Annotated in this window: 23 protein-coding genes; 11 read left to right on the forward strand and 12 right to left on the reverse strand. The window is 72.7% G+C overall.

The window, feature by feature from the left end; translation table 11 throughout:
• The first annotated feature begins 59 nt into the window (after nucleotides 1–59).
• The gene (locus ABTZ03_RS04910) at nucleotides 60–1,283 is read left to right on the forward strand and encodes a sensor histidine kinase (RefSeq protein WP_502894386.1); all 1,224 of its coding nucleotides are present in this window, start codon (nucleotides 60–62) and stop codon (nucleotides 1,281–1,283) included.
• 138 nt (nucleotides 1,284–1,421) lie between these two features.
• On the opposite strand, the gene ABTZ03_RS04915 is transcribed toward ABTZ03_RS04910, so the two are convergent.
• A complete protein-coding gene (locus tag ABTZ03_RS04915; protein ID WP_400917141.1) occupies nucleotides 1,422–2,552 on the reverse strand; it encodes a S1C family serine protease in 1,131 nt (376 codons plus the stop codon).
• Nucleotides 2,553–2,725: 173 nt separating this feature from the next.
• On the opposite strand from ABTZ03_RS04915, the gene galE reads away from it, so the two are divergent.
• Nucleotides 2,726–3,712: a UDP-glucose 4-epimerase GalE gene (galE, locus tag ABTZ03_RS04920; protein ID WP_350511415.1), complete on the forward strand. Its 987-nt coding sequence runs from the start codon at nucleotides 2,726–2,728 to the stop codon at nucleotides 3,710–3,712.
• Nucleotides 3,713–3,746: 34 nt separating this feature from the next.
• Here the strand turns inward: galE and ABTZ03_RS04925 are convergent, their stop codons facing one another.
• A complete protein-coding gene (locus ABTZ03_RS04925; protein WP_350511416.1) occupies nucleotides 3,747–6,140 on the reverse strand; it encodes an outer membrane protein assembly factor BamB family protein in 2,394 nt (797 codons plus the stop codon).
• Between the two features lie 425 nt (nucleotides 6,141–6,565).
• Here ABTZ03_RS04925 and ABTZ03_RS04930 point away from each other — a divergent pair, with 425 nt between their 5' ends.
• Entirely contained in the window at nucleotides 6,566–7,213 is a 648-nt protein-coding gene (locus ABTZ03_RS04930) for a TetR family transcriptional regulator (RefSeq protein ID WP_188307623.1), read from the forward strand.
• Between the two features lie 397 nt (nucleotides 7,214–7,610).
• Here ABTZ03_RS04930 and ABTZ03_RS04935 read toward each other — a convergent pair whose 3' ends face one another.
• From ABTZ03_RS04935 to ABTZ03_RS04960, 6 genes are all read right to left on the reverse strand, one after another.
• Complete coding sequence (locus ABTZ03_RS04935) at nucleotides 7,611–8,555, reverse strand: beta-ketoacyl-ACP synthase III (RefSeq protein WP_350511417.1); 945 nt, start codon at nucleotides 8,553–8,555, stop codon at nucleotides 7,611–7,613.
• A 123-nt stretch (nucleotides 8,556–8,678) separates the two neighbouring features.
• Nucleotides 8,679–9,938 (reverse strand): L,D-transpeptidase family protein, encoded by a 1,260-nt coding sequence (locus ABTZ03_RS04940; RefSeq protein WP_350511418.1) that lies wholly within the window; start codon nucleotides 9,936–9,938, stop codon nucleotides 8,679–8,681.
• A gap of 127 nt (nucleotides 9,939–10,065) precedes the next feature.
• Nucleotides 10,066–11,229: an aminofutalosine synthase MqnE gene (gene mqnE / locus ABTZ03_RS04945; protein ID WP_350511419.1), complete on the reverse strand. Its 1,164-nt coding sequence runs from the start codon at nucleotides 11,227–11,229 to the stop codon at nucleotides 10,066–10,068.
• A 53-nt stretch (nucleotides 11,230–11,282) separates the two neighbouring features.
• On the reverse strand, nucleotides 11,283–12,245 hold the full coding sequence (locus ABTZ03_RS04950) for a threonine ammonia-lyase (protein WP_350511420.1): 963 nt from the start codon (nucleotides 12,243–12,245) through the stop codon (nucleotides 11,283–11,285).
• A 4-nt stretch (nucleotides 12,246–12,249) separates the two neighbouring features.
• Nucleotides 12,250–12,708, reverse strand: coding sequence for an Lrp/AsnC family transcriptional regulator (locus ABTZ03_RS04955; protein ID WP_030055719.1), 459 nt, complete (start codon nucleotides 12,706–12,708; stop codon nucleotides 12,250–12,252).
• Nucleotides 12,709–12,827: 119 nt separating this feature from the next.
• The gene (locus tag ABTZ03_RS04960) at nucleotides 12,828–13,502 is read right to left on the reverse strand and encodes a UbiX family flavin prenyltransferase (protein ID WP_350511421.1); all 675 of its coding nucleotides are present in this window, start codon (nucleotides 13,500–13,502) and stop codon (nucleotides 12,828–12,830) included.
• A gap of 132 nt (nucleotides 13,503–13,634) precedes the next feature.
• On the opposite strand from ABTZ03_RS04960, the gene ABTZ03_RS04965 reads away from it, so the two are divergent.
• The 3 genes from ABTZ03_RS04965 to ABTZ03_RS04975 all read left to right on the forward strand — a co-directional run bounded on the left by ABTZ03_RS04965 (nucleotide 13,635) and on the right by ABTZ03_RS04975 (nucleotide 17,481).
• Nucleotides 13,635–14,381, forward strand: a complete 747-nt coding sequence (locus tag ABTZ03_RS04965; protein ID WP_350511422.1) for a cyclase family protein — start codon at nucleotides 13,635–13,637, stop codon at nucleotides 14,379–14,381.
• Nucleotides 14,382–14,458: 77 nt separating this feature from the next.
• Complete coding sequence (locus ABTZ03_RS04970) at nucleotides 14,459–15,175, forward strand: MOSC domain-containing protein (RefSeq protein WP_350511423.1); 717 nt, start codon at nucleotides 14,459–14,461, stop codon at nucleotides 15,173–15,175.
• Between the two features lie 254 nt (nucleotides 15,176–15,429).
• Complete coding sequence (locus ABTZ03_RS04975) at nucleotides 15,430–17,481, forward strand: LPXTG cell wall anchor domain-containing protein (protein WP_350511424.1); 2,052 nt, start codon at nucleotides 15,430–15,432, stop codon at nucleotides 17,479–17,481.
• Nucleotides 17,482–17,549: 68 nt separating this feature from the next.
• On the opposite strand, the gene ABTZ03_RS04980 is transcribed toward ABTZ03_RS04975, so the two are convergent.
• On the reverse strand, nucleotides 17,550–17,918 hold the full coding sequence (locus ABTZ03_RS04980) for a VOC family protein (protein ID WP_350511425.1): 369 nt from the start codon (nucleotides 17,916–17,918) through the stop codon (nucleotides 17,550–17,552).
• Nucleotides 17,919–17,926: 8 nt separating this feature from the next.
• Nucleotides 17,927–18,730, reverse strand: coding sequence for a TetR/AcrR family transcriptional regulator (locus tag ABTZ03_RS04985; protein ID WP_350511426.1), 804 nt, complete (start codon nucleotides 18,728–18,730; stop codon nucleotides 17,927–17,929).
• 97 nt (nucleotides 18,731–18,827) lie between these two features.
• Between ABTZ03_RS04985 and ABTZ03_RS04990 the strand changes: the two genes are divergently transcribed.
• From ABTZ03_RS04990 to ABTZ03_RS05000, 3 genes are all read left to right on the forward strand, one after another.
• The gene (locus tag ABTZ03_RS04990; RefSeq protein ID WP_350511427.1) at nucleotides 18,828–20,054 is read left to right on the forward strand and encodes an FAD-dependent oxidoreductase; all 1,227 of its coding nucleotides are present in this window, start codon (nucleotides 18,828–18,830) and stop codon (nucleotides 20,052–20,054) included.
• 94 nt (nucleotides 20,055–20,148) lie between these two features.
• On the forward strand, nucleotides 20,149–20,904 hold the full coding sequence (locus ABTZ03_RS04995; RefSeq protein WP_350511428.1) for an alpha/beta fold hydrolase: 756 nt from the start codon (nucleotides 20,149–20,151) through the stop codon (nucleotides 20,902–20,904).
• Nucleotides 20,905–21,038: 134 nt separating this feature from the next.
• The gene (locus ABTZ03_RS05000; protein WP_350511429.1) at nucleotides 21,039–21,875 is read left to right on the forward strand and encodes an NAD(P)H-binding protein; all 837 of its coding nucleotides are present in this window, start codon (nucleotides 21,039–21,041) and stop codon (nucleotides 21,873–21,875) included.
• Nucleotides 21,876–21,944: 69 nt separating this feature from the next.
• Here the strand turns inward: ABTZ03_RS05000 and mqnP are convergent, their stop codons facing one another.
• On the reverse strand, nucleotides 21,945–22,850 hold the full coding sequence (gene mqnP, locus ABTZ03_RS05005; RefSeq protein WP_350511519.1) for a menaquinone biosynthesis prenyltransferase MqnP: 906 nt from the start codon (nucleotides 22,848–22,850) through the stop codon (nucleotides 21,945–21,947).
• Nucleotides 22,838–24,295 (reverse strand): menaquinone biosynthesis decarboxylase, encoded by a 1,458-nt coding sequence (locus ABTZ03_RS05010; protein WP_350511430.1) that lies wholly within the window; start codon nucleotides 24,293–24,295, stop codon nucleotides 22,838–22,840. The genes mqnP and ABTZ03_RS05010 overlap by 13 nt, the downstream gene beginning before the upstream one ends.
• Before the next feature lie 97 nt (nucleotides 24,296–24,392).
• On the opposite strand from ABTZ03_RS05010, the gene ABTZ03_RS05015 reads away from it, so the two are divergent.
• Together ABTZ03_RS05015 and ABTZ03_RS05020 are read left to right on the forward strand one after the other, a co-directional pair.
• Nucleotides 24,393–24,866, forward strand: a complete 474-nt coding sequence (locus ABTZ03_RS05015; protein WP_502894391.1) for a PLD nuclease N-terminal domain-containing protein — start codon at nucleotides 24,393–24,395, stop codon at nucleotides 24,864–24,866.
• 451 nt (nucleotides 24,867–25,317) lie between these two features.
• Nucleotides 25,318–26,919, forward strand: a complete 1,602-nt coding sequence (locus tag ABTZ03_RS05020) for an acyl-CoA carboxylase subunit beta (RefSeq protein ID WP_350511432.1) — start codon at nucleotides 25,318–25,320, stop codon at nucleotides 26,917–26,919.
• Nucleotides 26,920–26,974: the final 55 nt, after the last annotated feature.

Below are 26,974 nucleotides of genomic sequence, written 5' to 3' on the forward strand. Positions count from 1 at the left end.
TCCCCGGCCCGGTTCGGGAAGCTGGGACCCGCTGGCTCGAATGAGGGGACGATGATCCGATGAAGCGAGCGCACCGCCGCGCCGTGGACGCCATCAAGGAGCAGGACGCCCGGATGGAGCGTCCGCCGCTGTACGGCGCGCGGATGTGGCGCCAGGTCGGACAGCTGATGCTCAACTTCCCGCTGGGCGTCGCCGGCTTCGTGCTGTCGATCACCGCACTCTCGGCCGGCCTGGGCCTGGCGGTCACGGTGATCGGCCTGCCGGTGCTGGCCCTCGGGCTGGCCGGCTGCCGCGCCCTGGGCGCCCTGGGCCGCAGCCGGGCCCGCTCGGCGTACGGCTCCGCGATCGACGAGCCGGAGCCGGTGCGCCCGCGCCGTCCCGGCCTGGTCGGCTACACCATCGCCCACCTCACCGACCTGCTGAACTGGCGCTCGGCGCTCTACAACGTGCTGTTGCTGCCCTGGGGCATCCTGAGCTTCACCCTGGCCCTGGTCTCGGTGGTCACGCTGTGGCCGGTGCTGCCCTTCATGGTGCGCGGGATGGCCGCGGTCGACCGGATCCTGATCGAGTCGCTGCTCTTCCCCGGCGCCCTGGCCGAGCGGGTGCGCGAGCTGGAGGACGACCGCGGCACCGTGGTCGACACCGCCGCCGCCGACCTGCGCCGGATCGAGCGGGACCTGCACGACGGCGCCCAGGCCCGGCTGGTCGCGCTGGCGATGGACCTCGGGATGGCCAAGGAGCGGCTGCGCGAGGTGGAGAGCCAGGAGGACATGGCGGCCGCCGCCAGGATGGTCGACAGCGCGCACGGCGAGGTGAAGCTCGCCCTCCAGGAGCTGCGCGACCTGGCCCGCGGCATCCACCCGGCAGTGCTCACCGACCGCGGTCTGGACGCGGCGCTGTCCGCGGTCGCGGCCCGCTGCACCGTCCCGGGCGGGGTGAAGGTGAACGTCGACCTGGCCGGGCCGGACGGCGAGCCCGAGCGCCCGGACTCGGCGGTCGAGGGCATCGCCTACTTCACCGTCAGCGAGTTGCTGACCAACGTCTCCAAGCACGCCGGGGCCCGCAGCGCCTCGGTCGACGTCTGGCGCTCGGACAGCCAGCTGATGGTGCTGGTCCAGGACGACGGCCGGGGCGGGGCCGCCCCCTACCCGGGCAGCGGGCTGGCGGGGCTGGCCGAGCGGATCCGGGCGGTGGACGGGGTGTTCCTGGTGGAGAGCCCGGAGGGCGGCCCGACCACCGTCACCGTCGAGCTGCCCTGGCGCACCCGCACCGCCCGGCGCTGAACCGCCGCGGGACGTGAAAGGGCGCCGGGCTCCCGTCGAGGCAGTGGACGGGGGCCCGGCGCCGGTCCGGTGCGTCGGCCGGCCCGCGGAACCCTTGCACGGTGGGCGGGCCGGCCGGCGCACCGGGGCTGAGCGGATCTAGGAGCTGCTCTCCAGGGTGCCGAGGGTGACGTCCGCCGTCCTGCTGTTGCCGTCCCTGGTGTAGGTGACGGTCACCTTGCTGCCCGGGGTGAGCGAGGCGAGCGCGGTGGTGAGCGCGTTCAGCGAGTCGACCTGGGTGTCGCCGATCTTGGTGATCACGTCGCCGGGCTGGAGCCCCGCCGCGGCGGCCGCACCGCCCTGGCTGACCGCCACGATGACCGCGCCGGCCGGCTGGAACTGCTGGTTGAAGCTGGTCCGGGCGGTGATGCCGAGCGCGGCCCGGCCGGAGTTGGTGACCTTGCCCTGCTTGATCAGCTGGTCGGTGATGTTGGTGATGGTGGCCGCCGGGATGGCGAAGCCGATGCCGGGGGCGGCCGCGCCGTTGGTCTGCGGCTCGGTGGCGGCCAGGGTGTTGATGCCGATCACCTGGCTGTCCAGGTTGACCAGCGCGCCGCCGCTGTTGCCCGGGTTGATCGCGGCCGAGGTCTGCACCATGTTGCCGATGGTGGCGCCCGGCGAGCCGCCGCCGCGGGGCTCCGAGACGGTCCGCCCGGTGGCCGAGACGATGCCCTGGGTGACGCTGCTGGAGAGGCCGAGCGGGCTGCCCATGGCGAGGGTGATCTGGCCGAGCTGGACCTTGCCGGAGTCGCCGAAGACGGCCGGCTTGAGGCCGCCGGGCGGGCTGCTGAGCTTGATCACCGCTAGGTCGGAGTCGGGGTAGCTGGCGACCAGGGTGGCGTCCAGCGACTTGCTGGAGTTGGCCAGCGTGACGGTGAAGGTGCTCGCGGTGCCGACCACGTGGGCGTTGGTGACGATGTCGCCCTTGTCGTCGTAGACGATCCCGGAGCCGAGGCTGTCGCCGGTGGTGATCTGGACCACCGAGGGCAGCACGTCGGCGATCACCTTCTGGTAGGCGTCCTGCAGCTGGTTGGCGCCGCCCGGCTGGCCGGTGGGGGCGGAGGAGGCCTGCTTGGCGCCGGAGGCCGAGGGCGAGGAGGCCGCGGAGGAAGAGGAGGAGGACGAGCTGCTGCAGCCGGCCAGCGCCAGCGCGGTCACGACCGCGACCGCGACCGGGGCGAGCAGCCGTCCGTGCGCCTTGGGGCCGGTCGGCCGGGGGCCGGCCGGCAGCGGGCGGTTGTGTTCCTTCGTTCGGCTCACCTGGCTGCCTCCGATTCGTCACCACGCCTGGGGCGCGGGCATGAGAGCACGGAAATCTTTGTCAGCATTTCACCGATTTGTCCGTTTTGCCGACTCGACTCGCCCGGGGCCGTCCGCCGAAACCGAACGCCTAGGATTGCCGCATGACTTGGTTGATCACCGGCGGTGCCGGATACATCGGTGGGCACGTCGTCCGCCAGCTGCTCGACGCCGGCGAGCGCGTCGCCGTCCTGGACGACCTGAGCACCGGCGACGCCTCCCGGGTTCCGGCCGGTGTGCCGCTGATCGAGGGCTCCACCCTGGACCGGGCCGTCCTGGACGCCGCGATCCGCGAGCACGGGATCGAGGGCATCCTGCACTTCGCCGCCAAGAAGCAGGTCGGCGAGTCGGTCGAGCAGCCGTTCCTGTACTACCGCGAGAACATGATCGGCCTGCAGACGGTGCTGGAGGCCGCGGCCGAGGGCGGCGTCAAGCGCTTCCTGTTCTCCTCCTCCGCCGCCGTCTACGGCATGCCGGACGTCGACCTGGTCACCGAGTCCACCCCGTGCGCCCCGATGAGCCCGTACGGCGAGACCAAGCTGGCCGGCGAGTGGCTGGTCGCCGCGGCCGGCCAGGCCCACGGGATCTCCACCGTCGCCCTGCGCTACTTCAACGTGGCCGGCGCCGCCTCCCCCGAGCTCTCCGACGCCGGGGTCTTCAACCTGATCCCGATGGTCTTCGAGCGGCTGACGGCCGGCGACGCCCCGCGGGTCTTCGGCGACGACTACGCGACCCCGGACGGCAGCTGCGTCCGCGACTTCATCCACGTCTCCGACATCGCCTCGGCCCACGTGGCGGCCGCCAAGCGGCTGGCCGCCGACCCGGCCGGCGAGACCGCGCTGGTGCTCAACATCGGCCGCGGCGAGGGCGTCAGCGTCAAGGAGATGATCGAGGTCATCGGCAAGGTCACCGGCTACGACACCACCGCCGACGTGACCCCGCGCCGCCCCGGCGACCCGGCCCGGGTGGTGGCCGCCGCCGACCTGATCCACCGCGAGCTGGGCTGGACCGCGCGCCACGACGTGACCGACATGGTCTCCTCCGCGTGGGAGGGCTGGTGCAGCCGCCACCCCGAGGCCCGCAAGGCCTGACCCGGCACGGCCCGACGGCGGTGTCCGCCCGCACTCAGCGGGCGGGCACCGCCGTGCCGTAGTAGGCGTCCAGCGCGTAGACGCAGCGGTCCTTGGAGCCGACGAAGACCCGCCCGCCGACCGCCACCGGGGAGCCGGTGAGCTCGCCCTTGGTGCCGAGCTCCCAGCGCAGCTGACCGGTCGCCAGGTCCAGGGTGTGCAGCGAGTGGTCCCGGCTGCCCAGGTGCACCAGGCCGTCGGCCAGCGCCGGGGAGCCGACGATCTCGCCGCGCGCGGTGTAGCGCCAGCGCTCCCGGCCGGTCGCCGCCTCGAAGGCGTACAGCACCTCGCCGCTGCCGACCAGCACCATGCCCTCGCCGACCACCACCGGCTCGGCGCCCTGACGGCTGCCGGTGACCCCGCGCCAGCGGTCCAGGCCGGTGGCCGCGTCCAGCGCGTAGACGGTGCCCAGGTAGTCCGCCACGTAGACGGCGTCGCCGTCCAGCGCCGGCGGGGTGAACAGCACCACCGGGGCCTCGAAGCGCCAGCGCTCGGCCCCGCTGGCCGCGTCCAGCGCGTACACCCGGGTACCGGCCGTCACGTACAGCACGCCGCCGCGCTCCACCGGGTGCGAGGGGACGTCGTCGCCGACCGGGACGGACCAGCGCAGGCCGGCCCCGCGCCCGTCCACGCAGCGCAGCCGGCCGGCGCCGTAGTAGTAGAGCGCGCCGGCCAGCAGCACCGGGCCGGACTGCGGGTTCTCGTAGTCCTGCTGGGCGTCGTCGGCCCGCCACAGCTCGGCGCCGGTGGCGGCCGCGCGCAGCTGGACGCCGCCGCCCCGCACGCCGCAGCAGAGCACGCCGTCCGCGGCGGACAGCGAGTAGACCCAGCCGTCCAGCGAGGTGCGCCAGCGCTCGGTGCCGTCCGCGACGTCCACGGTGTACAGGTGCGGGCCGTCCGCGGCGTGCACCCGGCCGGCGTCCACCGCGAGCGCCCAGGCGACGTCGCGGGTCTTGTAGCGGCGCTCGCCGGAGGCGATGTCCAGCGCGTGCACCTCGAAGCTGGAGACGAAGAGCGTCCCGTCGGCGACCACCGGGGTGCCCCAGACGTCGTTGGACATCCGGAACCGCCAGGGTCGCCAGCGCGCCGCCGGGGAGGGCGGCGGGGTCGGGATCGGCGGCGGGGTCGGCTGCACCCGGCGGACCCAGTCCGTCGTGGCCGGGGCGGTGCTCGGACCGGGCTGCTCGTGCTCGGCCCGCGGCCCCGGGCCTATCCGCACCGAGGCGCCGGACAGCTGCACCTCGACGGCCATCCCGCCGGTGGGCGCGCGGTGCTTGTTCTTGGACGGGATCTTCGCGGTCGGGATCTCCCCGTCCGTGGCACCGGGACGCGACCCGGCGTGCACCGGGCCGGTGGGCGGCGCGTGCCCGGCGCCCGGGTAGGTGCGCGGGTCGTCCGGGCCCGGGTGCTGCGGCGGCACCGGCGGCGGGCCCTGGGGGTGCGGCGGCCGGTGCGGCTCGACCGGCCCGGAGTGCGGCGGGCGGGGCGGCACAGCGGGCCGGCGGCCGCGCTTGCTCTCGATCAGCGCCAGCGCGTGGGCCGGCAGCCAGTCCCCGGCCTCGCCGGAGGCGTCGTCCCGGGAGAACAGGTGCGGGGCCAGCTCGGCCTGGATCTGGGCCGGGGTGGGCCGGCGCTCGGGCGCCTGCTGCATGCAGGCCCGGACCAGGTCCATCAGCTCGGGCGCCATGCCGGTCAGGTCCGGCTCCTCGCGCAGCAGCTGGAACACCGTCTCGACCGGGTTGGTGCCGCGGAACGGCGGGTGCCCGGTGGCGCAGAAGACCATCAGCGAGCCGAGCGAGAAGACATCGCTGGCGCCGCGGACGGTACGGCTGTCCCGGGCCTGCTCGGGGGACATGTAGGCGGGGGTGCCGACCGCGACGTTGGTCATGGTCAGCCGGGTGTTGGAGACACCGGCCGCGATGCCGAAGTCGATCACCTTGGGGCCGTCCTCGACCACCAGGACGTTGGAGGGCTTGAGGTCGCGGTGGACCAGCCCGGCCGCGTGGATGGACTGCAGCGCCTCGGCGATGCCGGCGACCAGCCAGCGGGTGGCGTCCACCGGCAGCGGGCCGCACTCCTCGACCAGGTCCTCCAGCGAGGGCGCCGGGATGTACGCGGTGGCCAGCCAGGGCACCCGGGCGTCCGCGTCGGCGTCCACCACGGCCGCGGTGTAGAAGCCGCCGACGGTCTTGGCCGCCGCGATCTCACGGGCGAAGCGGACCCGGAACAGCTCGTCCTCGGCCAGCTCCCCCCGGACGGTCTTGATGGCCACCCGGCGCCCGGAGGAGGAGCGCGCCAGGTAGACCAGCCCCATCCCGCCCGCGCCGAGCCGCCCCAGCACCTCGAAGGGCCCGATCCGCCTCGGATCGTGCGCCGTCAGCTGGTCCACTCCGCAGCCACCTCCCCGTTGTCCGCACCCGCCGCGTGGTGTCGGACCCGATTCTCCAATGCCGCCCGGCGCAACTCCAACCTCCCCCACCGGGAGACGGCCGCCGCCCCGGGCCGACAGTCCGCTGGTCAGCGATGACACAACGGCCGGATTCTGACGACCGCTCCGGCCGCGGCTTGCGCCCCGGTGCCCGGACCGTCGGGGTGTCACCCCGCACAGTCGATCACTCTCCGTCACTCGACCACCCCTCAGCGGACTCGCCGTCACGCTATGGGGTCAAAAGCACACGGGGGGGCTTCAAGAGCGCCTTCGGAGCCCGGTGAATATCCGTCCGAACTGGTTCGGGCCGCTATAGCAACCCCCCGTGCGGAGTAATAGTCGCATCACCGAATCGCGCCAAGATCGTGCCACGGTAAGCTGACGGCATGACAGGACAAGTTCGCACCGTCGACGGTCGCGTCGCCGGGCGACGCGGACAGGAGACGCGGCAGAAGCTGCTCGACTGCCTCCGCGAGATGCTCAGCACGTCGCCCTATCGGGACGTCAAGGTCATCGACGTCGCCCGTATGGCGGGTACCTCCCCCGCGACCTTCTACCAGTACTTCCCGGATGTCGAGGGCGCAGTCCTCGAAATCGCCGAGGAAATGGCCAAGGACTCCGACACCCTCAAAGAGCTGGTGGCCGGAAAGTCCTGGGCAGGGAAGTCCGGACCGACCACTTCGGAAGAACTGGTCGACGGATTCCTCGCCTTCTGGCGCAAGAACGACGCCATTCTCCGAGTGGTCACGCTGGGTGCCGCAGAAGGGGACAAGCGGTTCTTCAAGATCCGCATGACCGTCCTCAACTCGGTGGCCAAGCCGCTCGCGGAGGCCGTCAAGGAACTCCAGGCGAAGGGTCAGGCCGACAAGTCGCTCGACCCGAACGCCGTGGCCGGGGCCCTGGTCTCGCTGCTCGCCTCCGCAGCCGAGCACCAGAAGGCCTTCACCTCCTGGGGCGTCAAGGTCAAGGACCTCAAGCCCAACCTCGCTCCCCTGGTGTACCTGGGCGTCACCGGCAAGAAGGCGCCCAAGTAGCACCGTCCGTTCGATCCACCATCCGCTCCGCGCGCAGCCCCGGCCTCCTGTCCGGGGAACGACGGACGGCGGCCGTGTCCTCGGGGGAGGTCCGCCGACGTACCGCACGCGCGCCAGACATGCCGGTGGGCGGGCACCCCTCACACAGGGTGCCCGCCCACCGGCATGTTCTGCTCCCGGGGCCCCGCGGACGAACCCCCCGCCCCGAGGCCCAACCAAAGGCGAGCGGGCGAGTCACCGCCCCGAGGCCCGGCTCAGAGGCGAGCGGGCGAGTCCCCCGCCCCGAGCCGAAGGGGCGCGCCGGTGCCGAAAGGGAGAAGCGAGGGAGCGACGAAGGAGCGAGGGAGCACCGACCGTCGGCACCGGGACAAGAGCGCCCCGGAGGCGAGCGGGCGAATCAGGGACAGCGCACGACCTGGCCGGCGTAGGCCAGGCCGCCGCCGAAGCCGAAGAGCAGGACCGGGTCGCCCGGGGAGAGGGCGCCGCGCTCGACCAGCTTGGAGAAGGCGAGCGGGATCGAGGCGGCCGAGGTGTTGCCCGAGTCGACCACGTCCCGGGCCACCACCGCGTCGGCGAGGCCGAGCTTGGCGGCGATCGCGTCGATGATCCGCAGGTTGGCCTGGTGCGGCACGAAGCCCTTCAGCTCGGCCGGGTCGATCCCGGCGCGCTCGCAGGCCTGCCGGGCCAGCGGGGCGAGCTGGGTGGTGGCCCAGCGGAACACCGACTGGCCCTGCTGGCTGATCACCGGGTCCCAGCCGGTGATCACCACGGCGTCGCCCCGTTCCGGCTCGGAGCCCCAGACCACCGGTCCGATGCCCGGTTCGGCGCCCTCGGGCTGGGCCTCGACCACCGCGGCGCCCGCGCCGTCGCCGAAGATCACACAGGTGGAGCGGTCGGTCCAGTCGAGCGTGTCGGACATCCGCTCGGCGCCGATCACCAGGGCGCGGCTCGCCGCCCCGGCCCGGATCGCGTGGTCGGCGGTGGCCAGCGCGTACGAGAAGCCGGAGCAGACCGTGTTGATGTCGTACGCGGCGGGCGCCCGGATGCCCAGCCGGGCCGCGACCGCGGCGGCGGTGTTGGGGCTGCGTTCGATCGCGGTGCAGGTGGCGACCACCACCAGGTCGATCTCCGCCGCCGTCCGGCCGCTGTTGGCCAGCGCCTTCTGCGCGGCCTCGGCAGCGAGGTCGACCAGGGACTCACCCTCGGCGATGTGCCGGGTGCGGATGCCCACCCGGGTGCGGATCCACTCGTCATCGGTGTCGACGAGTGCCGCCAGATCGTCGTTGCCGAGGACCTTGGGGGGCTGGTAATGACCGAGTGCCACAATGCGCGAACCGCTCATGGTGCCATGGAACCGGGTTACCCGCTGGTCAGCAGGGCACGACCGGCTACAGGATCCGCGCCGACGATCTGTAGGGGCTCCACAAGCCCCTTGGGGCGTCTGGGTTCCGGCGGTCCGTCGAGGTCACGCGGCCAGCGAGGCGGCGTCGCCCATCGCGATCACCGGGTGGGCCGCCGGGTCCAGGGTGCGGATCAGCTGGGCCATCTTGTCCTCGGGTATCGACACGCAGCCGTGGGTCGGGCCGTCGTGGTCGACGTGCAGCCAGATGCCGCCGCCCTTCTTGCCGCCCATCGGGCGGCGCGGGTCGAGCGGGGAGCTGCCGGCCACCCGGTTGTAGTTGATCGCGACGACGTAGTCGAAGGAGCCGGCCAGCTGGTCGCCGAAGAAGCCCGTCCCGGAGACCACGAAGCTCGGGTCCTTGTCGTACGGGAGCTTGCTGCCGGGGTCGGCGTTGCGGCCGCCGGCGTCGGTGAGGTCGAAGACGCCGATCGGGCTGCGCAGGTCGCCCTCGTTGTGGTCGGTGGTCCAGCCGTTCTTGCCGTTGTGGCCCTGCCAGGTCTCGCCGGCCAGCCAGCGGCCCTCGGGGGTGCGGGTCCACAGGGTGACGCTGTTCCTGTCGGTGTCCTTGCCCTGACCGGTGGCGACCACGACCTGGGTGGTCGCGGCCGGGATCTTCGCGGTGAAGGCGGCACCGAGGCCGGGTATCGCGGCCAGCGAACCGTCCGGGCGGGCCTCGCCGCGGCCGGCGGCCGCGGGCGCGGACTGCCGGTCGGTGGCGGCCTGGACGGCGGCGGGGGCGGGTGACGCGGGGTGGTCGGGCGTGCTGACGCCCTCCGGCGCGTGGCCGTCGGCGGCGGTGGCGACGGCCTTGGCGCCGTCCTGGCCGACGGTGTACCAGCCGGCGGCGGCCGCGACCAGCAGGGCGGTGCCGGCCATCACGGCCTTGCCGTGGCGCTTCTGCTTCGCCTTGCGCCGGCGGCCGCGGGCGGCCGCCCGGCCGCCCGGCCCGGGGGCCGCCGGGGTCACGGAGGCGAGGGGCACGACCGGGGCGAGCTGCTCGTGGGCGGGCTCGGCGTCCACCTGGTCCGGGTACACCGGCTCCAGGTACACCGGCTCCGGGTGGACCGCGTCCGTGTACAGCGGCTCGGCGTACTCCGGCTCTGCGTACTCCGGCTGGACGGCGTACGGCTGGAACGGCTGGTCGTACGCCTCGACGTACCCGTCGACCGGCCGCGGGTACTCGCCGTAGCCGTCCTGCGGAGCCTGCGGGTACTGCTGGTACGCGCTGTACGGCGCCTCGTGCGACTGCTGCGGCACCCCGTACACCGGCTCCTGCATCGGCTCGTACGGCGGGTACTCGGTGGCGCGATGAGAACCGGACATGCCGTCGATCCTGCCAAACGCGCTACCCGTTGGTAAACCCGGGGCACGTGCGGGAGCCGTGAAGACGCCGCCGCCCGGGCCGCGGGTGCGGTCCGGGCGGCGGCGGGCACACCGGGGTGTGCGCAGGTCAGAGGCGCATCGCCTGCGGGGTCTCGCGGCGGTTCAGGTCCGGGCCGTCGTACTCGCGGATGATCTCGTAGCGGGTGTTGCGCTCCACCGGGCGGAAGCCGGCGTCCCGGATCAGGCCGAGCAGGTCGTCACGGCCGAGCTTGTTCGGGGTGCCGAAGTTGTCCGCGTCGTGGGTGATCTTGTACTCGACCACCGAGCCGTCCATGTCGTCCGCGCCGTGGCTGAGCGCCAGCTGGGCGGTGGTCACGCCGTGCATCACCCAGAAGACCTTGACGTGCGGGACGTTGTCGAAGAGCAGCCGGGAGACCGCGAAGGTCTTCAGCGCCTCGGCGCCGGTGGCCATCTCGGTGCGGGCCATCAGCTTGTTGCGCACGACGCCGTCCTTGGAGTCGTGGAAGTCGTGCTGGTAGCGCAGCGGGATGAAGACCTGGAAGCCGCCGGTCTCGTCCTGCAGCTCGCGCAGCCGCAGCACGTGGTCGACCCGGTGGCGGGGCTCCTCGATGTGGCCGTACAGCATGGTGGCCGGTGTCTTGAGGCCCTTGCCGTGCGCCAGGCGGTGGATCCGCGACCAGTCCTCCCAGTGGGTGTCGTGGTCGACGATGTGCTGGCGGACCTCCCAGTCGAAGATCTCCGCGCCGCCGCCGGTCAGCGACTCCAGACCGGCGTCGATCAGCTCGTCCAGGATCTCGTCGGCGGGCAGGCCGCTGATCTTCTCGAACCAGTGGATCTCGGTGGCGGTGAAGGCCTTCAGCGAGACGTTCGGCAGCGCCGCCTTGAGCTCCCGCAGCGAGCGCGGGTAGTAGCGCCAGGGCAGGGTCGGGTGCAGGCCGTTGACGATGTGCAGCTCGGTGAGGGAGTCGCTCTCCATCGCCTTGGCGAGGCGGACGGCCTCCTCGATGCGCATCGTGTAGGCGTCCTTCTCGCCCGGCTTGCGCTGGAACGAGCAGTACGCGCAGGACGCGCTGCACACGTTCGTCATGTTGAGGTGGCGGTTGACGTTGAAGTGGACGACGTCGCCGTTCTTCCGCGTCCGCACGTGGTGCGCCAGCCCGCCCAGCCAGGCCAGGTCGTCGCTCTCGTAGAGCGCGATCCCGTCCTCGCGGGTCAGCCGCTCACCCGCGTAGACCTTCGCCTCCAGCTCGCGCTTGAGCCCTGCGTCCATGCGGTGGCCCGCCTCCTCCGACATTCGATTCCTTGCCGGAGACGAGGTTACGCCTATGCCGTCAAGAGCTCGGCGAGCAGACCCGGGTCGATGTTGCCGCCGCTGACCACGGCCGCCACCTGGCGGCCCCCGGTCTCGGCGGCCCGGTGGAAGTACGCGGCCGGGGCGACCGCGCCGGAAGGCTCGGCGACCAGCCGGCCGCGGCGGGCCAGCAGGGCGACGGTGGCGCGGATCTCGTCCTCGGTGACGGTGACGATGTCGTCCACGTAGGCGGTGATGTGCTCGTACGGCAGCACGCCGACCGAGGGGGTGCGCAGCCCGTCCGCGACGGTCCGGTAGGTGTCCGCGACCGGCCACTCCACCCGGCGCCCGGAGCGCAGGCTCTCCTGGGCGTCGGCGGCCAGCTCCGGCTCCACCCCGATCACCCGGATCTCCGGGCGGCTGAGCTTGAGCGCGGCCGCCGTCCCGCCGATCAGGCCGCCGCCGCTGACCGGCACCAGCACGGTGTCCAGCCCGGCGGGGGCGTCCTCGGCGATCTCCAGGCCGACCGTGCCCTGGCCCGCGAGGATGAACGGGTCGTCGTACGGCGGCACCCAGACGAAGCCGAAGCGCTCGGCCAGGTCGCCGGGCAGGGTGTCCCGCTCCGCCGGCGGGACGAGGATCACCTCGGCGCCGAACGAGCGGGTGGCCGCCACCTTCACCTCGGGCGAGGTGTCCGGCATCACGATCACGGCCTTGATGTCGAGCAGCTGGGCCGCGTAGGCGACGGCCTGGGCGTGGTTGCCGCTGGACTGGGCGACCACGCCGCGGGCGCGCTCCTCCGCGTCGAGCGCGGCCAGCCGGTTGTAGGCGCCGCGGGTCTTGAAGGCCCCGGTCGGCTGGAGGTTCTCGGGCTTCAGCCAGAGCCGGCGCTCGCCCTCGGCCGCCCAGGGGGCGGGGACCAGCGGGGTGCGTACGGCCACCCCCGCGATCCGCTCCCGGGCCGCGTGCAGCTCCTCCAGACCGACCAGTGCCATCTCGTCACTCTCCTACGGGGGGTAGCTCGCTCACCCGGTTCTCCCACTTCGTGGAGAGTACGACGGTGGTGCGGGTGCGGGCCACGCCTTTCGTGCCCGAGATCCGCTTCACCACCGACTCCAGGCCGGCCACGTCGGCCACCCGGACCTTGAGCATGTAGGAGTCGTCACCCGCGATGAACCAGCAGTCCTCGACCTCGTTGAGGTCCTTCAGCCGGAACGCGACGTCCTCGTGGTCGGCGGCGTCGGTGAGTTGAAGGCCGATCAGGGCCGTGACGCCGAAGCCGAGCGAGGCCGGGTTGACCGTCGCGCGGTAGCCGGTGATCACACCGGCCTGCTCCAGGCGGTTGATGCGGTCCGTGACGCTCGGGCCGGAGAGTCCGACCAACCGGCCCAGCTCTGCGTAGGACGCGCGGCCGTTCTCCCGGAGCGCCTGGATGAGCTGTCTGTCCACCGTGTCCATATACCGTCCGCGTCCTTCCGAACCTCACCAGACCCACAGATCATTATCCGGATTCCAAGGCGCCGTGCGCTGAACGACCCGGATATCGCAGAGAAGATACTCTCCCGCCTTCGGTCTCCTTACTCCCCCTCGGCCGGAGCGGCCTCGCCGTCACCGGGTTTGCGGGCCGCCGCTCCCAACTCGCCCTCCCAGCGCAGGTACAGGGAATGCGGCACGTCGACGGCGTCCAGCACCCGGCCGGCCACGAAATCGACGAGTTCGCGCACGGTGGAACCGCCGGCGTAGAAACCGGGTGAGGCGGGCAGGACGACCGCGCCCTGTGCGTCGAGCTCCACCAAGTGCTTCAACGTCACCCCGTTGAGTGGTGTCTCGCGCACGCAGACGACGAGCGGGCGGCGCTCCTTGAGGGTGACGCTGGCCACCCGCTGCAGCAGGTCCTTGCTCAGGCCGAGCGCGATCCCGGCCACCGCGCCGGTGGTCGCCGGGACCACCAGCATGCCCTTGGCGGGGTACGAGCCGCTGGACGGGCCGGCCGCGAAGTCCCCGGCGGACCAGTAGCGGACGTCGTCCAGCCCCTCCTCGGTGCCCAGCCAGCGCGCCAGGTCGGTGCGCCAGTGGGCGTCCCGGAAGGAGATGCCGGTCTCGTCCAGGATGGTGAGCCGGGCGGCCCGGCTGACGATCAGGTCCACCGCCTCACCGGCGGCGAGCAGCGCCCGGATCACCGACGCCGCGTACGGCGTCCCCGACGCTCCCGAGACCCCGACCACCCACGGCTGACGCTTCGCAGTTCCCATGGGGCAATTCTGTCGGGCTTCACGGCCGGGCGTCCGCCCGCACCCGGCCACCGAGCCGCCCGTCACCTGCGGTTCCGTCCCGGGTCGCGCCGACCGGGTCCGCTCGGGCCCGCCCCCTGGGAGGATGGGCGCATGGCAGCGACCCTCGTCGACCTCACCCATCAGGTGACCACCGCGATGCCGGTCTACCCCGGCGATCCGGCCGTCCTGCTGGCGCCCGCCCTCACCACCGCCACCGCCGGGGTGAACGTGCTGGCCCTGCACCTCGGCTCGCAGTCCGGGACGCACGTGGACGCGCCGTACCACGTGGACGTCACCTGGCCGACCCTGGACGGGCTGCCGCTGGAGCGGTTCACCGGCCCGGCCGTGGTCGCCGACGTGCGCGGGCTGGAGCCCCGGGCGGCCGTCACCCCCGAGCTGCTGGCGCCCGCGCTGGAGCGTTGCGGGGAGGGCTCCGTCCTGCTGCTGGCCACCGGCTGGGCCCGGCACTGGGGCACCGACGCCTACCTCGCCCACCCCAGCCTGACGCCGGCCGCCGCCGAGGCGATCGTGGCCGCCGGGGTGCGGACGGTCGGCGTGGACGCGCTGAGCGTGGACCCCACCCCCGACCCGGGGCCGGAGGACCCGGCGGTGGCCGCCCTGCTCGCCGACCTCACCGACGAGCACGACGGGCCCGACCCGGTGGACGAGCCGACGCTGGCCGCCCACCGGGTGCTGCTGGGGGCGAGCGGCGGCGGGGTGATCGCCGAGAACCTGACCGACCTGCGGGCACTGCTGGCGGCGCAGGAGGCCGGTCGGCCGGTGGAGGTCTCGCTGTTCCCGCTGCGGCTGGTGGCGGCGGACGGGGCCCCGGTCCGGGCGGTGGCCCGGCTGGGCTGACCGACGCGCGACGAACCGTTCCTGCCACGGCACTTGGTCTAGACCATCCCCTGGTGGCGCCACTAGGCTGTCCGGCCATGGCTGAGATCATCGGAGTGGTCGAGCGACTCTGGCGCTACCCCGTGAAATCCACCGGCGGCGAACGACTCGACGCCGTCGACGTGGACGTCCGCGGCCTGGCCGGCGACCGGCTCTACGCCGTCCGCGACGCCTCCGGCAAGCTCGGCTCCGGCAAGAGCACCCGGCGCTTCCGCCGGATGGACGGCCTGCTCCGGCTCTCCGCCCGCCTCGGCCGCCGGATCGACGGCCCCGAGCTGTTCGACCCGCTCGGGCGCCCCGTCGACCACCCGACCGCCTTCCTGCGCGCCTACCTCCAGCGCGCGGACGTCGAACTCGCCCGCGAGGACGCCGTCCCGCACTTCGACCGGCTGCCGGTCAGCGTGCTCACCACCGCCACCCTGGACTGGGTCCGCGAGGCCGTCCCGTTCGCCGTGGTGGACGAACGCCGCTTCCGCCCCAACATCGTGCTGCGCACCCCGCCCGGCACCCCGCCGTTCGTCGAGGACGGCTGGTTCGGCCGGCAGGCCCACGGCGAGGCCCCGGACAGCGCCCGGTTCGCCTTCGTCACCTCCAGCGAGCGCTGTGCGATGAGCGGCGCCCCCCAGCCCGGGCTGCCGCACGCGCCCGAGATCCTCAAGGCGATCGTGCACGCCCACGACGGCCGGCTGGACGCGCTCGCCGAGGTGGCCGCGCCGGGGCGGCTGCGACTGGGCGACCGGCTGGTGCTGGACTGAGTCGCCGGACCTCCGGCCGAATCCGCAGGTCAGAGGCGTTTCCAAGATTCTCCGAAAAAACTTCGAAACCACCTGCAACCCCCGTGACCCTTGGACGTCTATGGGAGTGAGCGGCGGGGAGACCCGCCGGGACGGACCGCAGGCGACACCGGGGCACCACCTCGGACCTCGGGTCCGGATCACAGACCACACCTGATCGACCGGCTTCAGACGATCGCCGGTGAACACCCTGGGGGGTATGCACTATGTCCGTCGTGCGCGCACGTCGTTCCCGCTCCACCGTTCTGACCGCCGCCACCCTGGGCGCTCTGCTGGCCACCGGCGCCGTGCTGGCCTCCCCGGCCGCCTACGCCGCCGACGCCCCGGCCGCCGCCACCGCCTCCGCCGAGCCGACCGCCAAGGCCACCTCCGACCTGTCGCTGCAGGTCAACGCGCCCAAGACGGTCGGCCGCGGCGGAGAGCCGGTCGAGTTCACCGAGACCGTCACCAACTCCGGCGCCACCGAGGCCTCGTTCAACCTGCGGGTCAAGGCCACCACCGACGCCAGCTCGCTCGCGTACCAGGCCATCAAGGTCGAGTACCGCGACGCGGACGGCACCTGGAAGGCCGTCACCGACACGGTGCCCGGCCTGACCGTCGCCGCCGGCGCCAGCAAGGCCGTCCAGCTGCGCCTCACCACCGGGCTCCACGCCTACTGGACCAACCGGGTGTCCATCGTCAAGCTCGGCTCCGCCGTCCTCGACGCGACCGGCGGCACCGTCCTCGCCGAGAGCACCAAGGACGTCTCGGCCGACTACCTGACCATGGAGGTCGGGAACGCACCGACCACCGCGGTCATCGGCGGCGCGCCGGTCGAGTTCGACTACACCGTCAAGAACCCCACCGAGTCCCGCTTCACCACCGTCTCCAAGGTCGTGACGGCCAGCAAGTACAGCACGCTCCAGATGCAGAAGGCCGACGGCAGCTGGGAGACCCTCACCGGGACCTCCATGCCGCACGCCGACGACGACCTCCGCTACCTGCTCGCGGCCGACCAGAACCTGGCGCCCGGCGAGACCTTCACCCGGCACCTCCGCCTCGCCTTCAACGGCGACGCCAAGATCGGCACCACCTACGCCCACGCGTACGCGGAGCTCGACAACGGCCCCGGGTACTCGCCCACCTACATCGGCCCCCAGTTCATCCAGATCAACCTCACCGGGTCCCCGCTGGGCCTGTCGGTGCAGGAGCCGTCGTCGATCGGCAACGGCGGCAAGCCGGTCGAGTTCACCGAGACCGTCACCAACGCGAGCGGCTCCGAGGCGCCGTTCAACCTCAAGCTCGACGCGAGCAACCCGGCCGCCCGCAGCGCCGGCCGCATCACCCTGGAGTCCCGTGCCACCGACGGCACCTGGAAGCCGGTCGGGCTCACCTTCACCCAGCAGCCCGACGGGTTCCACTTCGTCGGCTCGCTCGCCGGCGTGACCGTCCCGGCCAACGGCACCAAGACCGTCCAGCTGCGCCTCGCCGCGCCGCTGAACAACGACTGGGCCGGCCAGAGCGGAACCGTCAAGCTCTCCTCGACCGTCCTGGACCAGACCGGTCAGTTCGTCCTCGCCAACAGCACCAAGGACGTCGCGCTCAAGGCCCTCGACGTGCAGACCAAGGGCGCGCCCACCACCGCCGTCCTCGGCGGCGCCCCGGGCGAGTTCGACGTCACCTTCGCCAACCCCAGCGCCTCGGACTACGACAACGTCTCCGAGGTCGTCCAGACCGACCGGCGCAGCACCCTCCAGGTGCAGAAGGCCGACGGCGGCTGGGAGGACATCACCGGTCTCCCGACCGGCCAGCCGGGCGGCGACCAGGCCGTCTACCACCTCAGCGGGGACAAGAACCTGGCCGCCGGCGCTTCCGTCACCCGGCACGTCCGCCTCGCCTTCACCGCCGACGCCCCGATCGGCCGGACCTACGTGAACACCTGGGCCGTCCTCGGCGAGGGCACCGACTTCCCCGCCTCCGTCGGCCCCCAGGGCTTCCCGGTCGACGTCAGCGCCACCGCGGTCGCCGGCACCGGCGCCGGCGCCGTCGACAAGGCCACCACCAACGGCGGCACCACCGCCGTCAAGGCCGGCCTCACCACCACCGACGGCACCGCCGCTTCCGGCAGCACCGGCACCTCCACCGACATCGCCGACGTCCAGTCGGCGGGCGGCGTGCTCGCCCACACCGGCTCGGACGGCATGCTGGCCTCCGCCGCGGCCGCCGCGAGCCTGCTCGCCGGCGGCATCGGCGCGCTCTTCTTCGCGCGCCGCCGTCGCAGCGCCTGACCACCGCTCCACGCAGTACCCGAGCCCCGGCTCCCCGGCACCGTCCGGGGGCCGGGGCTCGGCGTTTCTCAGCCCCTGACGAGGCAGAAGGGGTGTCCGGCCGGGTCCGCGTAGACCCGCCAGCCGCCGGCGTCGTGCAGCCGTACGGCGCCGAGGGCGAGGACCTCGGGCTCGGCGGCGTCGAGGTCCGGCACGTCGACGTCCAGGTGCGCCTGCTGGGGGTGGTCCGGGTCGGCCCAGCGGGGCGGGCGGTGGTCGGCGACGCCCTGGAAGCAGAGCACCGTGCCGTCGTCGAGGTGCAGGGTGGACCAGTCCGCGCCGAGCGACCAGCGGCGGTCCGGGCGGTCGACCTCGCCGCCGAGCACCGCGGCGTAGAACCCGGCGAGCGCCGCCGGCTCCGGGCAGTCGAGCACCAGGCACTGCAGTCTGCCGATCACGGGTCTCCTCAGGGGGTGTCGTCCTCCCCGGATTCTGCCTCCGGCAGGGCGACGGCCCGCAGGTAGGCCTCGGTGAAGAGTTCGAGGGTCTCCTCCAGCGAGGGCAGCTCGGACCCGAGGACGGGTTCCAGGGACGGCCGGAACAGCAGGTGGTTGAGCAGCGGGCCGAGCATCAGCTGGGACAGCACCGGGATCGGCAGCGGCCGCAGCCGGCCCGCCTCGATGTGCGGCTGCAGCAGCCGGGTGAGGCCGTCGAACATCCGCGGCAGGTAGACGGCCATCATCCGGGCGGCGGGGCCGTCGGATCTGCCGAACAGGTCGGCGAACATCGCCGGGACGACCTTCGGGTCGCACTGGAGGGCCGCGGCGAAGGTGCGGTGCAGCGCCCGGACGGTGTCCTCCAGCCGCTCCGGCGGGTCGGCGGCCAGCGCCTCCAGGTCCGGCAGCGGGCCGTACTGGAGGAAGACGGCGGAGAGCAGGCCGTCCCGCCCCTCGAAGACGGTGTGCAGGCTGGGCAGCGAGCACTCGGCCCGGTCGGCCACGGCGTCCAGGGTCACCCCGGACAGGCCGCGTTCGGCCACCAGCCGGCCCGCCGCCTCGATCGCCCGCTCCCGCACCGGCGGCCGTCCGCCCGGGTCGACGCCGGTCCGCCGGACGGCCTCGTCCAGCGGGGCCCGGGAGCCGCCGAGCCGGCGCAGCAGGGTGCTGCGCGAGATGCCGGCCGCCGACGCGATCGCCGTCAGCGGGACGTCCGCGACGTCCCGTCCCCGTTCCTTCGCCGCGGTGAGCGCGGCCGTCACCAGATCGTCCATGTGACACAGAGTACTACTTGACACCTGAGACGGTCCCAGAGATGCTCTATAGGCGAGTTCCACGCAGTAGCGGCAAGGGATCGAAGGGGAGAGAGCCATGAGCGTCGTCGTCTCCGGAGGCGGACCAGCCGGAATGATGCTGGGCCTGATGCTGGCCCGCGCGGGTGTCGAGGTGACCGTGCTGGAGAAGCACGGCGACTTCCTGCGCGACTTCCGCGGGGACACCGTCCACGCGTCCACCGTGCGCCTGATGGACGAACTCGGCCTCGGCCGGAAGTTCGCCCGGCTGCCGCAGAGCCGGCTCGGCAACCTGATGATCCCGCTGCCCGGGGGCGGCGAGTTCGCACTGAGCGCCTACGACCGGCTGCCCGCGCCGTACAACTACATCGCGATGATGCCCCAGTGGGACCTGCTGGACTTCCTGGTCCAGGAGGCGCAGCAGGAGCCCACCTTCACCGTGCGGATGAACACCGAGGCGACCGGGCTGCTCCGCGAGGGCGGCCGGGTGGTCGGCGTCCGCTACCGGACCCGGGACGGCGAGGAGGGCGAGCTCCGCGCCGAGCTCACCGTCGCCGCCGACGGCCGGCACTCCACCCTGCGCCGGGAGGCCGGTCTGGTGCCCCGGGAGTACCCGGTGCCCTTCGACGTCTGGTGGTTCCGGCTCCCCCGGCACCCCCACGAGCAGGCGGGGCAGCCCAGCATCGTCCCCGGCTTCGGCACCGGTGAGATGGCGCTCAGCATCGCCCGCGACGAGTACTTCCAGATCGGCTACTTCAAGCCCAAGGGCTCCGACGCCCGGCTGCGCGCCGAGGGCGTCGAGCGGTTCCGCGCCCGGATCGCCTCGATCCTGCCGCAGTACGCGGACCGGGTCGACCAGCTGGCCGCCATGGACGACGTCCACATGCTCGACGTCAAGCTCAACCGGCTCGACCGCTGGTACGTCGACGGTCTGCTGCTGATCGGCGACGCCGCCCACGCGATGTCCCCGGCCGGCGGGGTCGGGATCAACCTCGCCATCCAGGACGCCGTCGCCGCCGCCACCCTGCTCGCCGAGCCGCTGCGCCGCGGCCGCCCGACCGTCGCGGCCCTGGCCCGGGTCCAGCGCCGCCGCGAGTGGCCGACCGTGGTCATGCAGCGCCTCCAGCGGGTCCTGCACCACGTCATGTTCATCCCGACGCTCACCGGCCGCCGTCCGGGCCCGCCGACGGCCTTCGCCACGCTCTCCCGCCGGGTGCCCGCGGTCCAGGTGGGCCTGACCCGGCTGCTCGCCCTCGGCCCCCGCTCCGAGCACGCCCCGGACTTCGCCCGCCGCCCCGCCGCCTGACCGGCCGCCTCCCGGACGGCCGACTCCCGACCGGCCGGTCCGCCACCGCTGACCGGCCGTTCGGGCGGGCCGATTCCGGGGAACGACCAACGGCATGACGATCCCTCACCGCCGCACCGGCACCGGCGACCACCACGTCCTCGTCCTGCACGACTGGTTCGGCACCAGCGCGGGCTGGAGCCCCTTCCTCGACTACCTCGACGGCAAGGCCTTCGGCTACGCCTTCCTCGACTACCGCGGCTACGGCGACCGCAAGGACGTGACCGGCGCCTACACGCTGGCCGAGATAGCCTCCGACGCCCTCGCCCTCGCCGACCAGCTCGGCTGGGACCGCTTCTCCGTGGTCGGCCACTCGATGGGCGCCAAGGCGGCCCAGCAGCTGCTGGCCGAGGCACCGTCGCGGGTGCGCAAGCTGGTCGGCCTGGCTCCGGTGCCGGCCGGGTCGTACCCGCTGGACGAGGCCGGTGAGCAGCTGTTCTACGGCGCCGCCGAGGACCGGGAGAAGCGGTTCGCGATCCTCGACCTGGTCACCGGGCAGCGGGCCGGCCGGGTCTGGCTGGACCGGATGGTCGACCAGTCGCTGCGGCTGTCGACCCCCGAGGCCGTCGACGGGTACGTCCGGGACTGGGCGACGGCCGACCTGGAGCGGCGGATCAGCGGGAACCCCGTACCGGTCAAGGTGATCGTGGGCGAGTACGACCTCGCGCTGACCGCCGACCTCATGCGGGGCACCTGGCTGGAGCACTACCCCAACGCCGAGTTGGAGGAGCTCAGCGGCAGCGGGCACTACCCGATGTACGAGGCGCCGGTCGCGCTGGCCTCCTCGCTGGAGTCCTTCCTGCACAACTGACCGGCGCCCCGCGCCCGTTCACCGGGTCACGACCGTGGGCCGGGTGGACGGGCGCCCGTCGCGGTAGACGATGGCGCATGGACCGGAGACCCGTGCGCATGGGGCGTCGAGGGCTCCGCGCCTACCGTCGAGGTATGACGGAGAACACGACTGACGACGCGTCGACGGTGCTGCTGGTCGGCGCCTCCGGGGCGGTGGGGCGGCACCTGGGACTGCAACTCGCCGCCGCCGGAGTGCGGGTGCGGACGCTGACCCGGCGCGCGGACCGGGCCCGGCAGCAGGGGTACGTGCACGGCGACCTGCGCGACCCGCGCTCGCTGCGCGCGGCCGCGCACGGCGTCGACGCGGTGTTCCTGCGCTGGCCGTCCTCGACCGCCGAGGGCGCCGCAGCGGCGGTGGCGGCGCTGGCCGGGGAGGTCCGGCGGGTGGTGCTGCTCTCCCCGGCGGGCGGGCGCGCGGCGCCGAGCGAGGAGGTCGAGGCGCTCCTCGGTCGCAGCGGGCTGCCGCACACCGTGCTGCGGCCGCACGGCCTCGCGGGCGACGCGCTGCGCTGGGCGGAGGAGATCCGGGCCGGGGGCGCCGTGCGCGGCTACGGCGGCACGGCCGGGCTGAATCTGGTGGACGAGCGGGACATCGCCGCGGTGGCCGTCCGGGCGCTGACCGAGGACGGGCACGACGGCGCCCGCTACGTCCTCACCGGCCCGGAGTCCCCGACCCAGGCCGAGCAGGTGCGGATCATCGGCGAGGCGGCCGGGCGGGAGGTCCGCTGGGAGGAGGTCCCCCGGGAGGCCGCCCGCCACCGGATGCTCAGCACCGGCTGGCCCCCGGCCCTGGCGGACGGCGCCCTGGACTTCATCCACGCCCGGATCGCCGCCCCGGAACCGGTCACCACGACGGTCCAGGACGTCACCGGCCGGCCCGCCCGCCCCTTCCGCGCCTGGGCCGCGGACCACGCCGCGCTGTTCCGGTGAGCCGTCGGACGGTCGGGTGCGGGCGGCTCCCCGGCCGGTCGGTCGGGCGCGGGCGGTCGGGAGGGGCGGTCAGATTCCGAGGCCGCGGACGACCAGGTCGACCAGGGCGAAGAAGAACAGCGAGATGCCGACGAAGCTGTTGGTCTGGAAGAACGCCCGGTTGAGCCGTGAGAGGTCGTTCGGCTTGACGATGGTGTGCTCGTAGCCGAAGGCACCCGCGACGACCGCCAGGCCGATCCAGAAGGCCGGGCCGGCGTCGGTGAGCACCGCGAACCAGCCCAGCAGCAGGGTGGTCAGGACGTGGCAGACCCGGGCGCCCCAGATGGCGGCGGGAACCCCGAACCGGGCCGGCGGGGAGCCGACCCCGTTCTCCCGGTCGGACTCGACGTCCTGGCAGGCGTAGATCAGGTCGAAGCCGCCGATCCAGATGCCGACCGCGAGGCCGAGCACCACGGCCTCCCAGGACCAACTGCCGGTCACCGCGAGCCAGGCGCCGACCGGGCCCATCGCCTGGGCCAGGCCCAGGATCGCCTGCGGGAAGTTGGTGAACCGCTTGCCGTACGGGTAGACCACCATCGGCACCACGGCCACCGGGGCGAGCGCCAGGCACAGCGGGTTGAGCAGCGCCGCCGCGCCGAGGAAGACCACCAGCGCGACCGCCGAGCCGATGTACGCGGTCCTCAACGAGACGGCGCCGGTGACGAGTTCGCGACCGGCCGTGCGCGGGTTCCGGGCGTCGAGCTCACGGTCGATGATCCGGTTGGCGGCCATCGCGAAGGTGCGCAGGCCGACCATGCAGACGGTGACGACGAACAACTGGCCCCAGTGCACCCGCCGGTCGGCCAGGAACATCGCGGTGAGCGCGGCGATGTAGGCGAAGGGCAGGGCGAAGACCGAGTGCTCGATCATCACCAGCCGCAGGAACGCCCTGGTGCGGCCCGGGGTCTCGACGGCAGCCGTGCTCACAGTCCGTATTCCTTCCAACGACGGGTCACCAGCGCGGCGGTGGCCGGGTCCGAGGAGACCATCTCGGGCCAGCCGCCGTCCCGGGTGTAGCCCTCCTCGGGGAGCTTGCGGGTCGCGTCGATGCCCGCCTTGCCGCCCCAGAACTGCTGGTAGGAGGCGTGGTCGAGGTGGTCGACCGGGCCCTCGACCACGGTGAGGTCGCGGCTGTAGTCGACGTTCCCGAAGGCCCGCCAGGCGACTTCCTGGTAGTCGTGCACGTCGCAGTCGGAGTCCACCACGATGATCAGCTTGGTGAGCGACATCATGTGGGCGCCCCAGATCGCGTGCATCGTCTTCTGGGCGTGCTTGGGGTACTTCTTGTCGATCGAGACGATCACGCAGTTGTGGAAGCCGCCGGCCTCGGGCAGGTCGTAGTCGACGATGTCCGGGATGATGATCTTCAGCAGCGGCAGGAAGAAGCGCTCGGTGAACTTGCCGAGCGGGCCGTCCTCGGTCGGCGGCCGGCCGACCACGATGGACTGCAGGATCGGCCGGCGGCGCATCGTCACGCAGTCGATCTTCAGCGCCGGGAACGGCTCCTGCGGGGTGTAGAAGCCGGTGTGGTCGCCGAACGGGCCCTCGGGGAGCATCTCGCCGGGCTCCAGCCAGCCCTCCAGGACCACCTCGGCGTCGGCCGGGACCTGCAGCGGGACGGTCTTGCAGTCGACCATCCGGACCCGCTCGCCCGCGACGAAGCCGGCGAACAGGTACTCGTCGATGTCGCCGGGCAGCGGCGCGGTGGCCGCGTAGGTGACGGCGGGCGGGCAGCCGAAGGCGATCGCGACCGGGAGGCGCTCGCCGCGCTTGGCGGCGACGGCGTAGTGGTTGCGGCTGTCCTTGTGGATCTGCCAGTGCATCCCGATGGTGCGGCGGTCGTGCCGCTGGAGCCGGTAGAGGCCCAGGTTGCGGACGCCGGTGTCCGGGTCCTTGGTGTGGGTCAGGCCCAGGTTGAAGAAGGAGCCGCCGTCCAGCGGCCAGGTGAACAGCGCGGGCAGCTCGTCCAGGTTGACGTCGTCACCGGTGAGCACGACCTCCTGCACCGGGGCGTCGCCGGGCTTCACGTGCCGGGGCGGGACGTGCGCCATCGAGGCGAGCTTGCCGAAGGCGTCCCGGAACCCGGTGAAGCCCTGCGGCAGTTCGGGCTTGAGCAGGCCGGCGATCTTCTCCGCGATGTCCTCCGGGCCCTTGAGGCCGAGGGACTTGGCGAGCCGCCGCTCGGTGCCGAAGACGTTCATCGCGAGCGGCATCGACGAACCCTTGACGTTCTCGAACAGCAGCGCCGGGCCCTTGGCCTTCTGCACGCGATCGACGATCTCGCCGATCTCCAGGTGCGGGTCCACCTCCGCCTTGATGCGCTTGAGGTCGCCTTCGCGGTCGAGGGCCCGGAGAAACGAGCGGAGATCGTCGTATGCCATGTCTGTCAGTATCCGCCACCGGATAGCCTGGCTTGCGTCAAGGGCCCCGGAAGGCGCCCGCCGCTACCGCCGTCGCCGGGGGGAGATCACAGCCGTGCTGAGGATTCTTCTGACCATCGTCCTTCCGCTCGCGCTGTGGGTGTGGGCGTTCATCGACTGCCTGGTCACACCCGAGGAAGAGGTCCGGTACCTGCCGAAGGTGATCTGGCTGATCATCGTGCTGCTCTTCCCGCCGCTCGGTCCGATCGCCTGGCTGGTGGCCGGCCGGCGGCGCGGCTTCCTGCGGGCCGCGGCACCGGGCGGGCCGGGGCAGCCGGCCGCCGCCGACGGCCGGCCGGGGCCGGGCGGGCCGCGCGGCGGGCGCCAGGTGGCACCGGACGACGATCCGGAGTTCCTCGCCTCGCTCGGGAAGGCGGCGCCGTCGGGTGACGGGTCGCATCCCGGGGGCGGGTCGTTGCAGGAGGACGACAAGGACCACGAGGCGATGCTCCGGCAGTGGGAGGCCGATCTGCGCCGGCGCGAGCAGGAGCTGCGCGGCGGCGACGAGCCCGAGGACGGGCGAAAGAGCTGATCGGAGCGGTTCGGCCGCTCCCCCGGACAGCCCACCCGGACGCTCGCGGGTGGGCTGTGGCGTTTTTGGCGCTTCCCTACGACTGCGGACCCTCTAGCACGAATCGGCTCCTTCCCGGCGTCGGGATTGAGCGGAGCTTGAGCCGTACCCCAGACGGGCGCCCTACAGTGCTGTGAGACGTCCCTGACCTGCGCTTTCCTTCACGCTCAGATCATCGGATCATCATCTGTCCGACAACCCCCAGTATTCGAACGGACACCGAGCGCACAGCCTTCGCACCGACCGCTTCTGTACAGGCCTGACAGCTAAACGAACTGGACCTTGTACGGAATCGACGCCGAAACCAGCGCACGGCCCCTCGTACAGTCATAAGTGAAGAAGTTGTTTCGCAGCTGGGGGCACAGCAGACGTTGGCTGTCGGACAGTTCCCTCACCCTTGGAGTGGTTCGAGATGACGGTTGTGCATGAGGCGCCGGTCGGCGGCGAGGTCCCCGAGGTCCCGGCTGACGCCAAGGGGCGGGTCGCCGAGCTCCACGAGCTCCGCGAGAAGGTGCTCCGCGGCCCGAGCGACAAGGCCACGGAGGCCCAGCACGCGAAGGGCAAGCTGACCGCCCGCGAGCGCATCGACCTGCTGCTGGACGAGGGCTCCTTCCGCGAGGTCGAGCCGCTGCGCCGGCACCGCGCCCAGGGCTTCGGCCTGGAGGCCAAGAAGCCGCACACCGACGGCGTGATCGTCGGCTGGGGCACCGTGCACGGGCGCACCGTGTTCACCTACGCGCACGACTTCCGGATCTTCGGCGGCGCCCTGGGCGAGGCCCACGCGCAGAAGATCCACAAGATCATGGACATGGCCATCGCGGCCGGTGCCCCGCTGGTCTCGCTGAACGACGGCGCCGGCGCCCGCATCCAGGAGGGCGTCACCGCCCTGGCCGGTTACGGTGGCATCTTCCAGCGCAACACCAAGGCCTCCGGCGTCATCCCGCAGATCTCGGTGATGCTCGGCCCGTGCGCCGGCGGCGCCGCGTACTCCCCCGCGCTGACCGACTTCGTCTTCATGGTCCGCGAGACCTCGCAGATGTTCATCACCGGCCCGGACGTGGTCCAGGCGGTGACCGGCGAGAAGATCAGCCAGAACGGGCTGGGCGGCGCCGACGTGCACGCCGGCGTCTCGGGCGTCTCGCACTTCGTCTACGACGACGAGCAGTCCTGCATCGAGGAGGTCCGCTACCTCCTCTCGCTGCTGCCGCAGAACAACCGCGAGATGCCGCCGTCCGTGGTCAGCGAGGACCCGGTCGAGCGCCGCAACGACAGCCTGCTGGACCTGGTGCCCGCCGACGGCAACCGCCCGTACGACATGCGCAAGGTGATCGAGGAGATCGTCGACCACGGCGAGTACCTGGAGGTCCACGAGCGCTGGGCGACCAACGTGCTGTGCGTGCTGGCCCGGGTCGACGGCCACGTCACCGGCATCATCGCCAACCAGCCGCAGTCGCTGGCCGGCGTGCTGGACATCAACGCCAGCGAGAAGGCCGCGCGCTTCGTCCAGATGTGCGACGCCTTCAACATCCCGCTGCTCACCCTGCTGGACGTCCCCGGCTTCCTGCCCGGCGTCGACCAGGAGCACGGCGGCATCATCCGGCACGGCGCCAAGCTGCTGTACGCGTACTGCAACGCCACCGTGCCCCGGATCTCGCTGATCCTGCGCAAGGCCTACGGCGGCGCGTACATCGTGATGGACTCCCGCTCCATCGGCGCGGACCTGTCCTACGCCTGGCCGACCAACGAGATCGCCGTGATGGGCGCCGAGGGCGCCGCCAACGTCATCTTCCGCCGCGAGATCAACGGCGCCGAGGACCCGGACGCCATGCGCGCCCAGAAGATCAAGGAATACAAGAACGAACTGATGCACCCGTACTACGCGGCCGAGCGCGGCCTCGTGGACGACGTCATCGACCCGGCCGAAACCCGCCAGGTGATCGCCGCCGCACTGGCCATGCTCCGCACCAAGCACGCCGACCTGCCCAGCCGCAAGCACGGCAACCCGCCGATGTAGCACGGCGGTTCGCCACGGCAGGCCGCACCGGGCACCACCTCACACCACACGCAAC

The organism is Kitasatospora sp. NPDC096077, assembly GCF_040303245.1.
Taxonomy (GTDB): domain Bacteria; phylum Actinomycetota; class Actinomycetes; order Streptomycetales; family Streptomycetaceae; genus Kitasatospora.

Bases quoted from the DNA above. Each gene is read 5' to 3' on its own strand.
- ABTZ03_RS04930 (WP_188307623.1), top strand. From the start codon at position 6,566: ATGACAGGACAAGTTCGCACCGTCGACGGTCGCGTCGCCGGGCGACGC.
- ABTZ03_RS05010 (WP_350511430.1), bottom strand. From the start codon at position 24,295: ATGGCATACGACGATCTCCGCTCGTTTCTCCGGGCCCTCGACCGCGAA.
- ABTZ03_RS04990 (WP_350511427.1), top strand. From the start codon at position 18,828: ATGAGCGTCGTCGTCTCCGGAGGCGGACCAGCCGGAATGATGCTGGGC.
- ABTZ03_RS05020 (WP_350511432.1), top strand. From the start codon at position 25,318: ATGACGGTTGTGCATGAGGCGCCGGTCGGCGGCGAGGTCCCCGAGGTC.
- ABTZ03_RS04950 (WP_350511420.1), bottom strand. From the start codon at position 12,245: ATGGCACTGGTCGGTCTGGAGGAGCTGCACGCGGCCCGGGAGCGGATC.
- ABTZ03_RS04985 (WP_350511426.1), bottom strand. From the start codon at position 18,730: ATGGACGATCTGGTGACGGCCGCGCTCACCGCGGCGAAGGAACGGGGA.
- mqnE (WP_350511419.1), bottom strand. From the start codon at position 11,229: ATGGACGCAGGGCTCAAGCGCGAGCTGGAGGCGAAGGTCTACGCGGGT.
- ABTZ03_RS04940 (WP_350511418.1), bottom strand. From the start codon at position 9,938: ATGTCCGGTTCTCATCGCGCCACCGAGTACCCGCCGTACGAGCCGATG.
- ABTZ03_RS04935 (WP_350511417.1), bottom strand. From the start codon at position 8,555: ATGAGCGGTTCGCGCATTGTGGCACTCGGTCATTACCAGCCCCCCAAG.
- ABTZ03_RS04910 (WP_502894386.1), top strand. From the start codon at position 60: ATGAAGCGAGCGCACCGCCGCGCCGTGGACGCCATCAAGGAGCAGGAC.
- ABTZ03_RS04965 (WP_350511422.1), top strand. From the start codon at position 13,635: ATGGCAGCGACCCTCGTCGACCTCACCCATCAGGTGACCACCGCGATG.
- galE (WP_350511415.1), top strand. From the start codon at position 2,726: ATGACTTGGTTGATCACCGGCGGTGCCGGATACATCGGTGGGCACGTC.
- ABTZ03_RS04995 (WP_350511428.1), top strand. From the start codon at position 20,149: ATGACGATCCCTCACCGCCGCACCGGCACCGGCGACCACCACGTCCTC.
- ABTZ03_RS05000 (WP_350511429.1), top strand. From the start codon at position 21,039: ATGACGGAGAACACGACTGACGACGCGTCGACGGTGCTGCTGGTCGGC.
- ABTZ03_RS04955 (WP_030055719.1), bottom strand. From the start codon at position 12,708: ATGGACACGGTGGACAGACAGCTCATCCAGGCGCTCCGGGAGAACGGC.
- ABTZ03_RS04970 (WP_350511423.1), top strand. From the start codon at position 14,459: ATGGCTGAGATCATCGGAGTGGTCGAGCGACTCTGGCGCTACCCCGTG.
- ABTZ03_RS04960 (WP_350511421.1), bottom strand. From the start codon at position 13,502: ATGGGAACTGCGAAGCGTCAGCCGTGGGTGGTCGGGGTCTCGGGAGCG.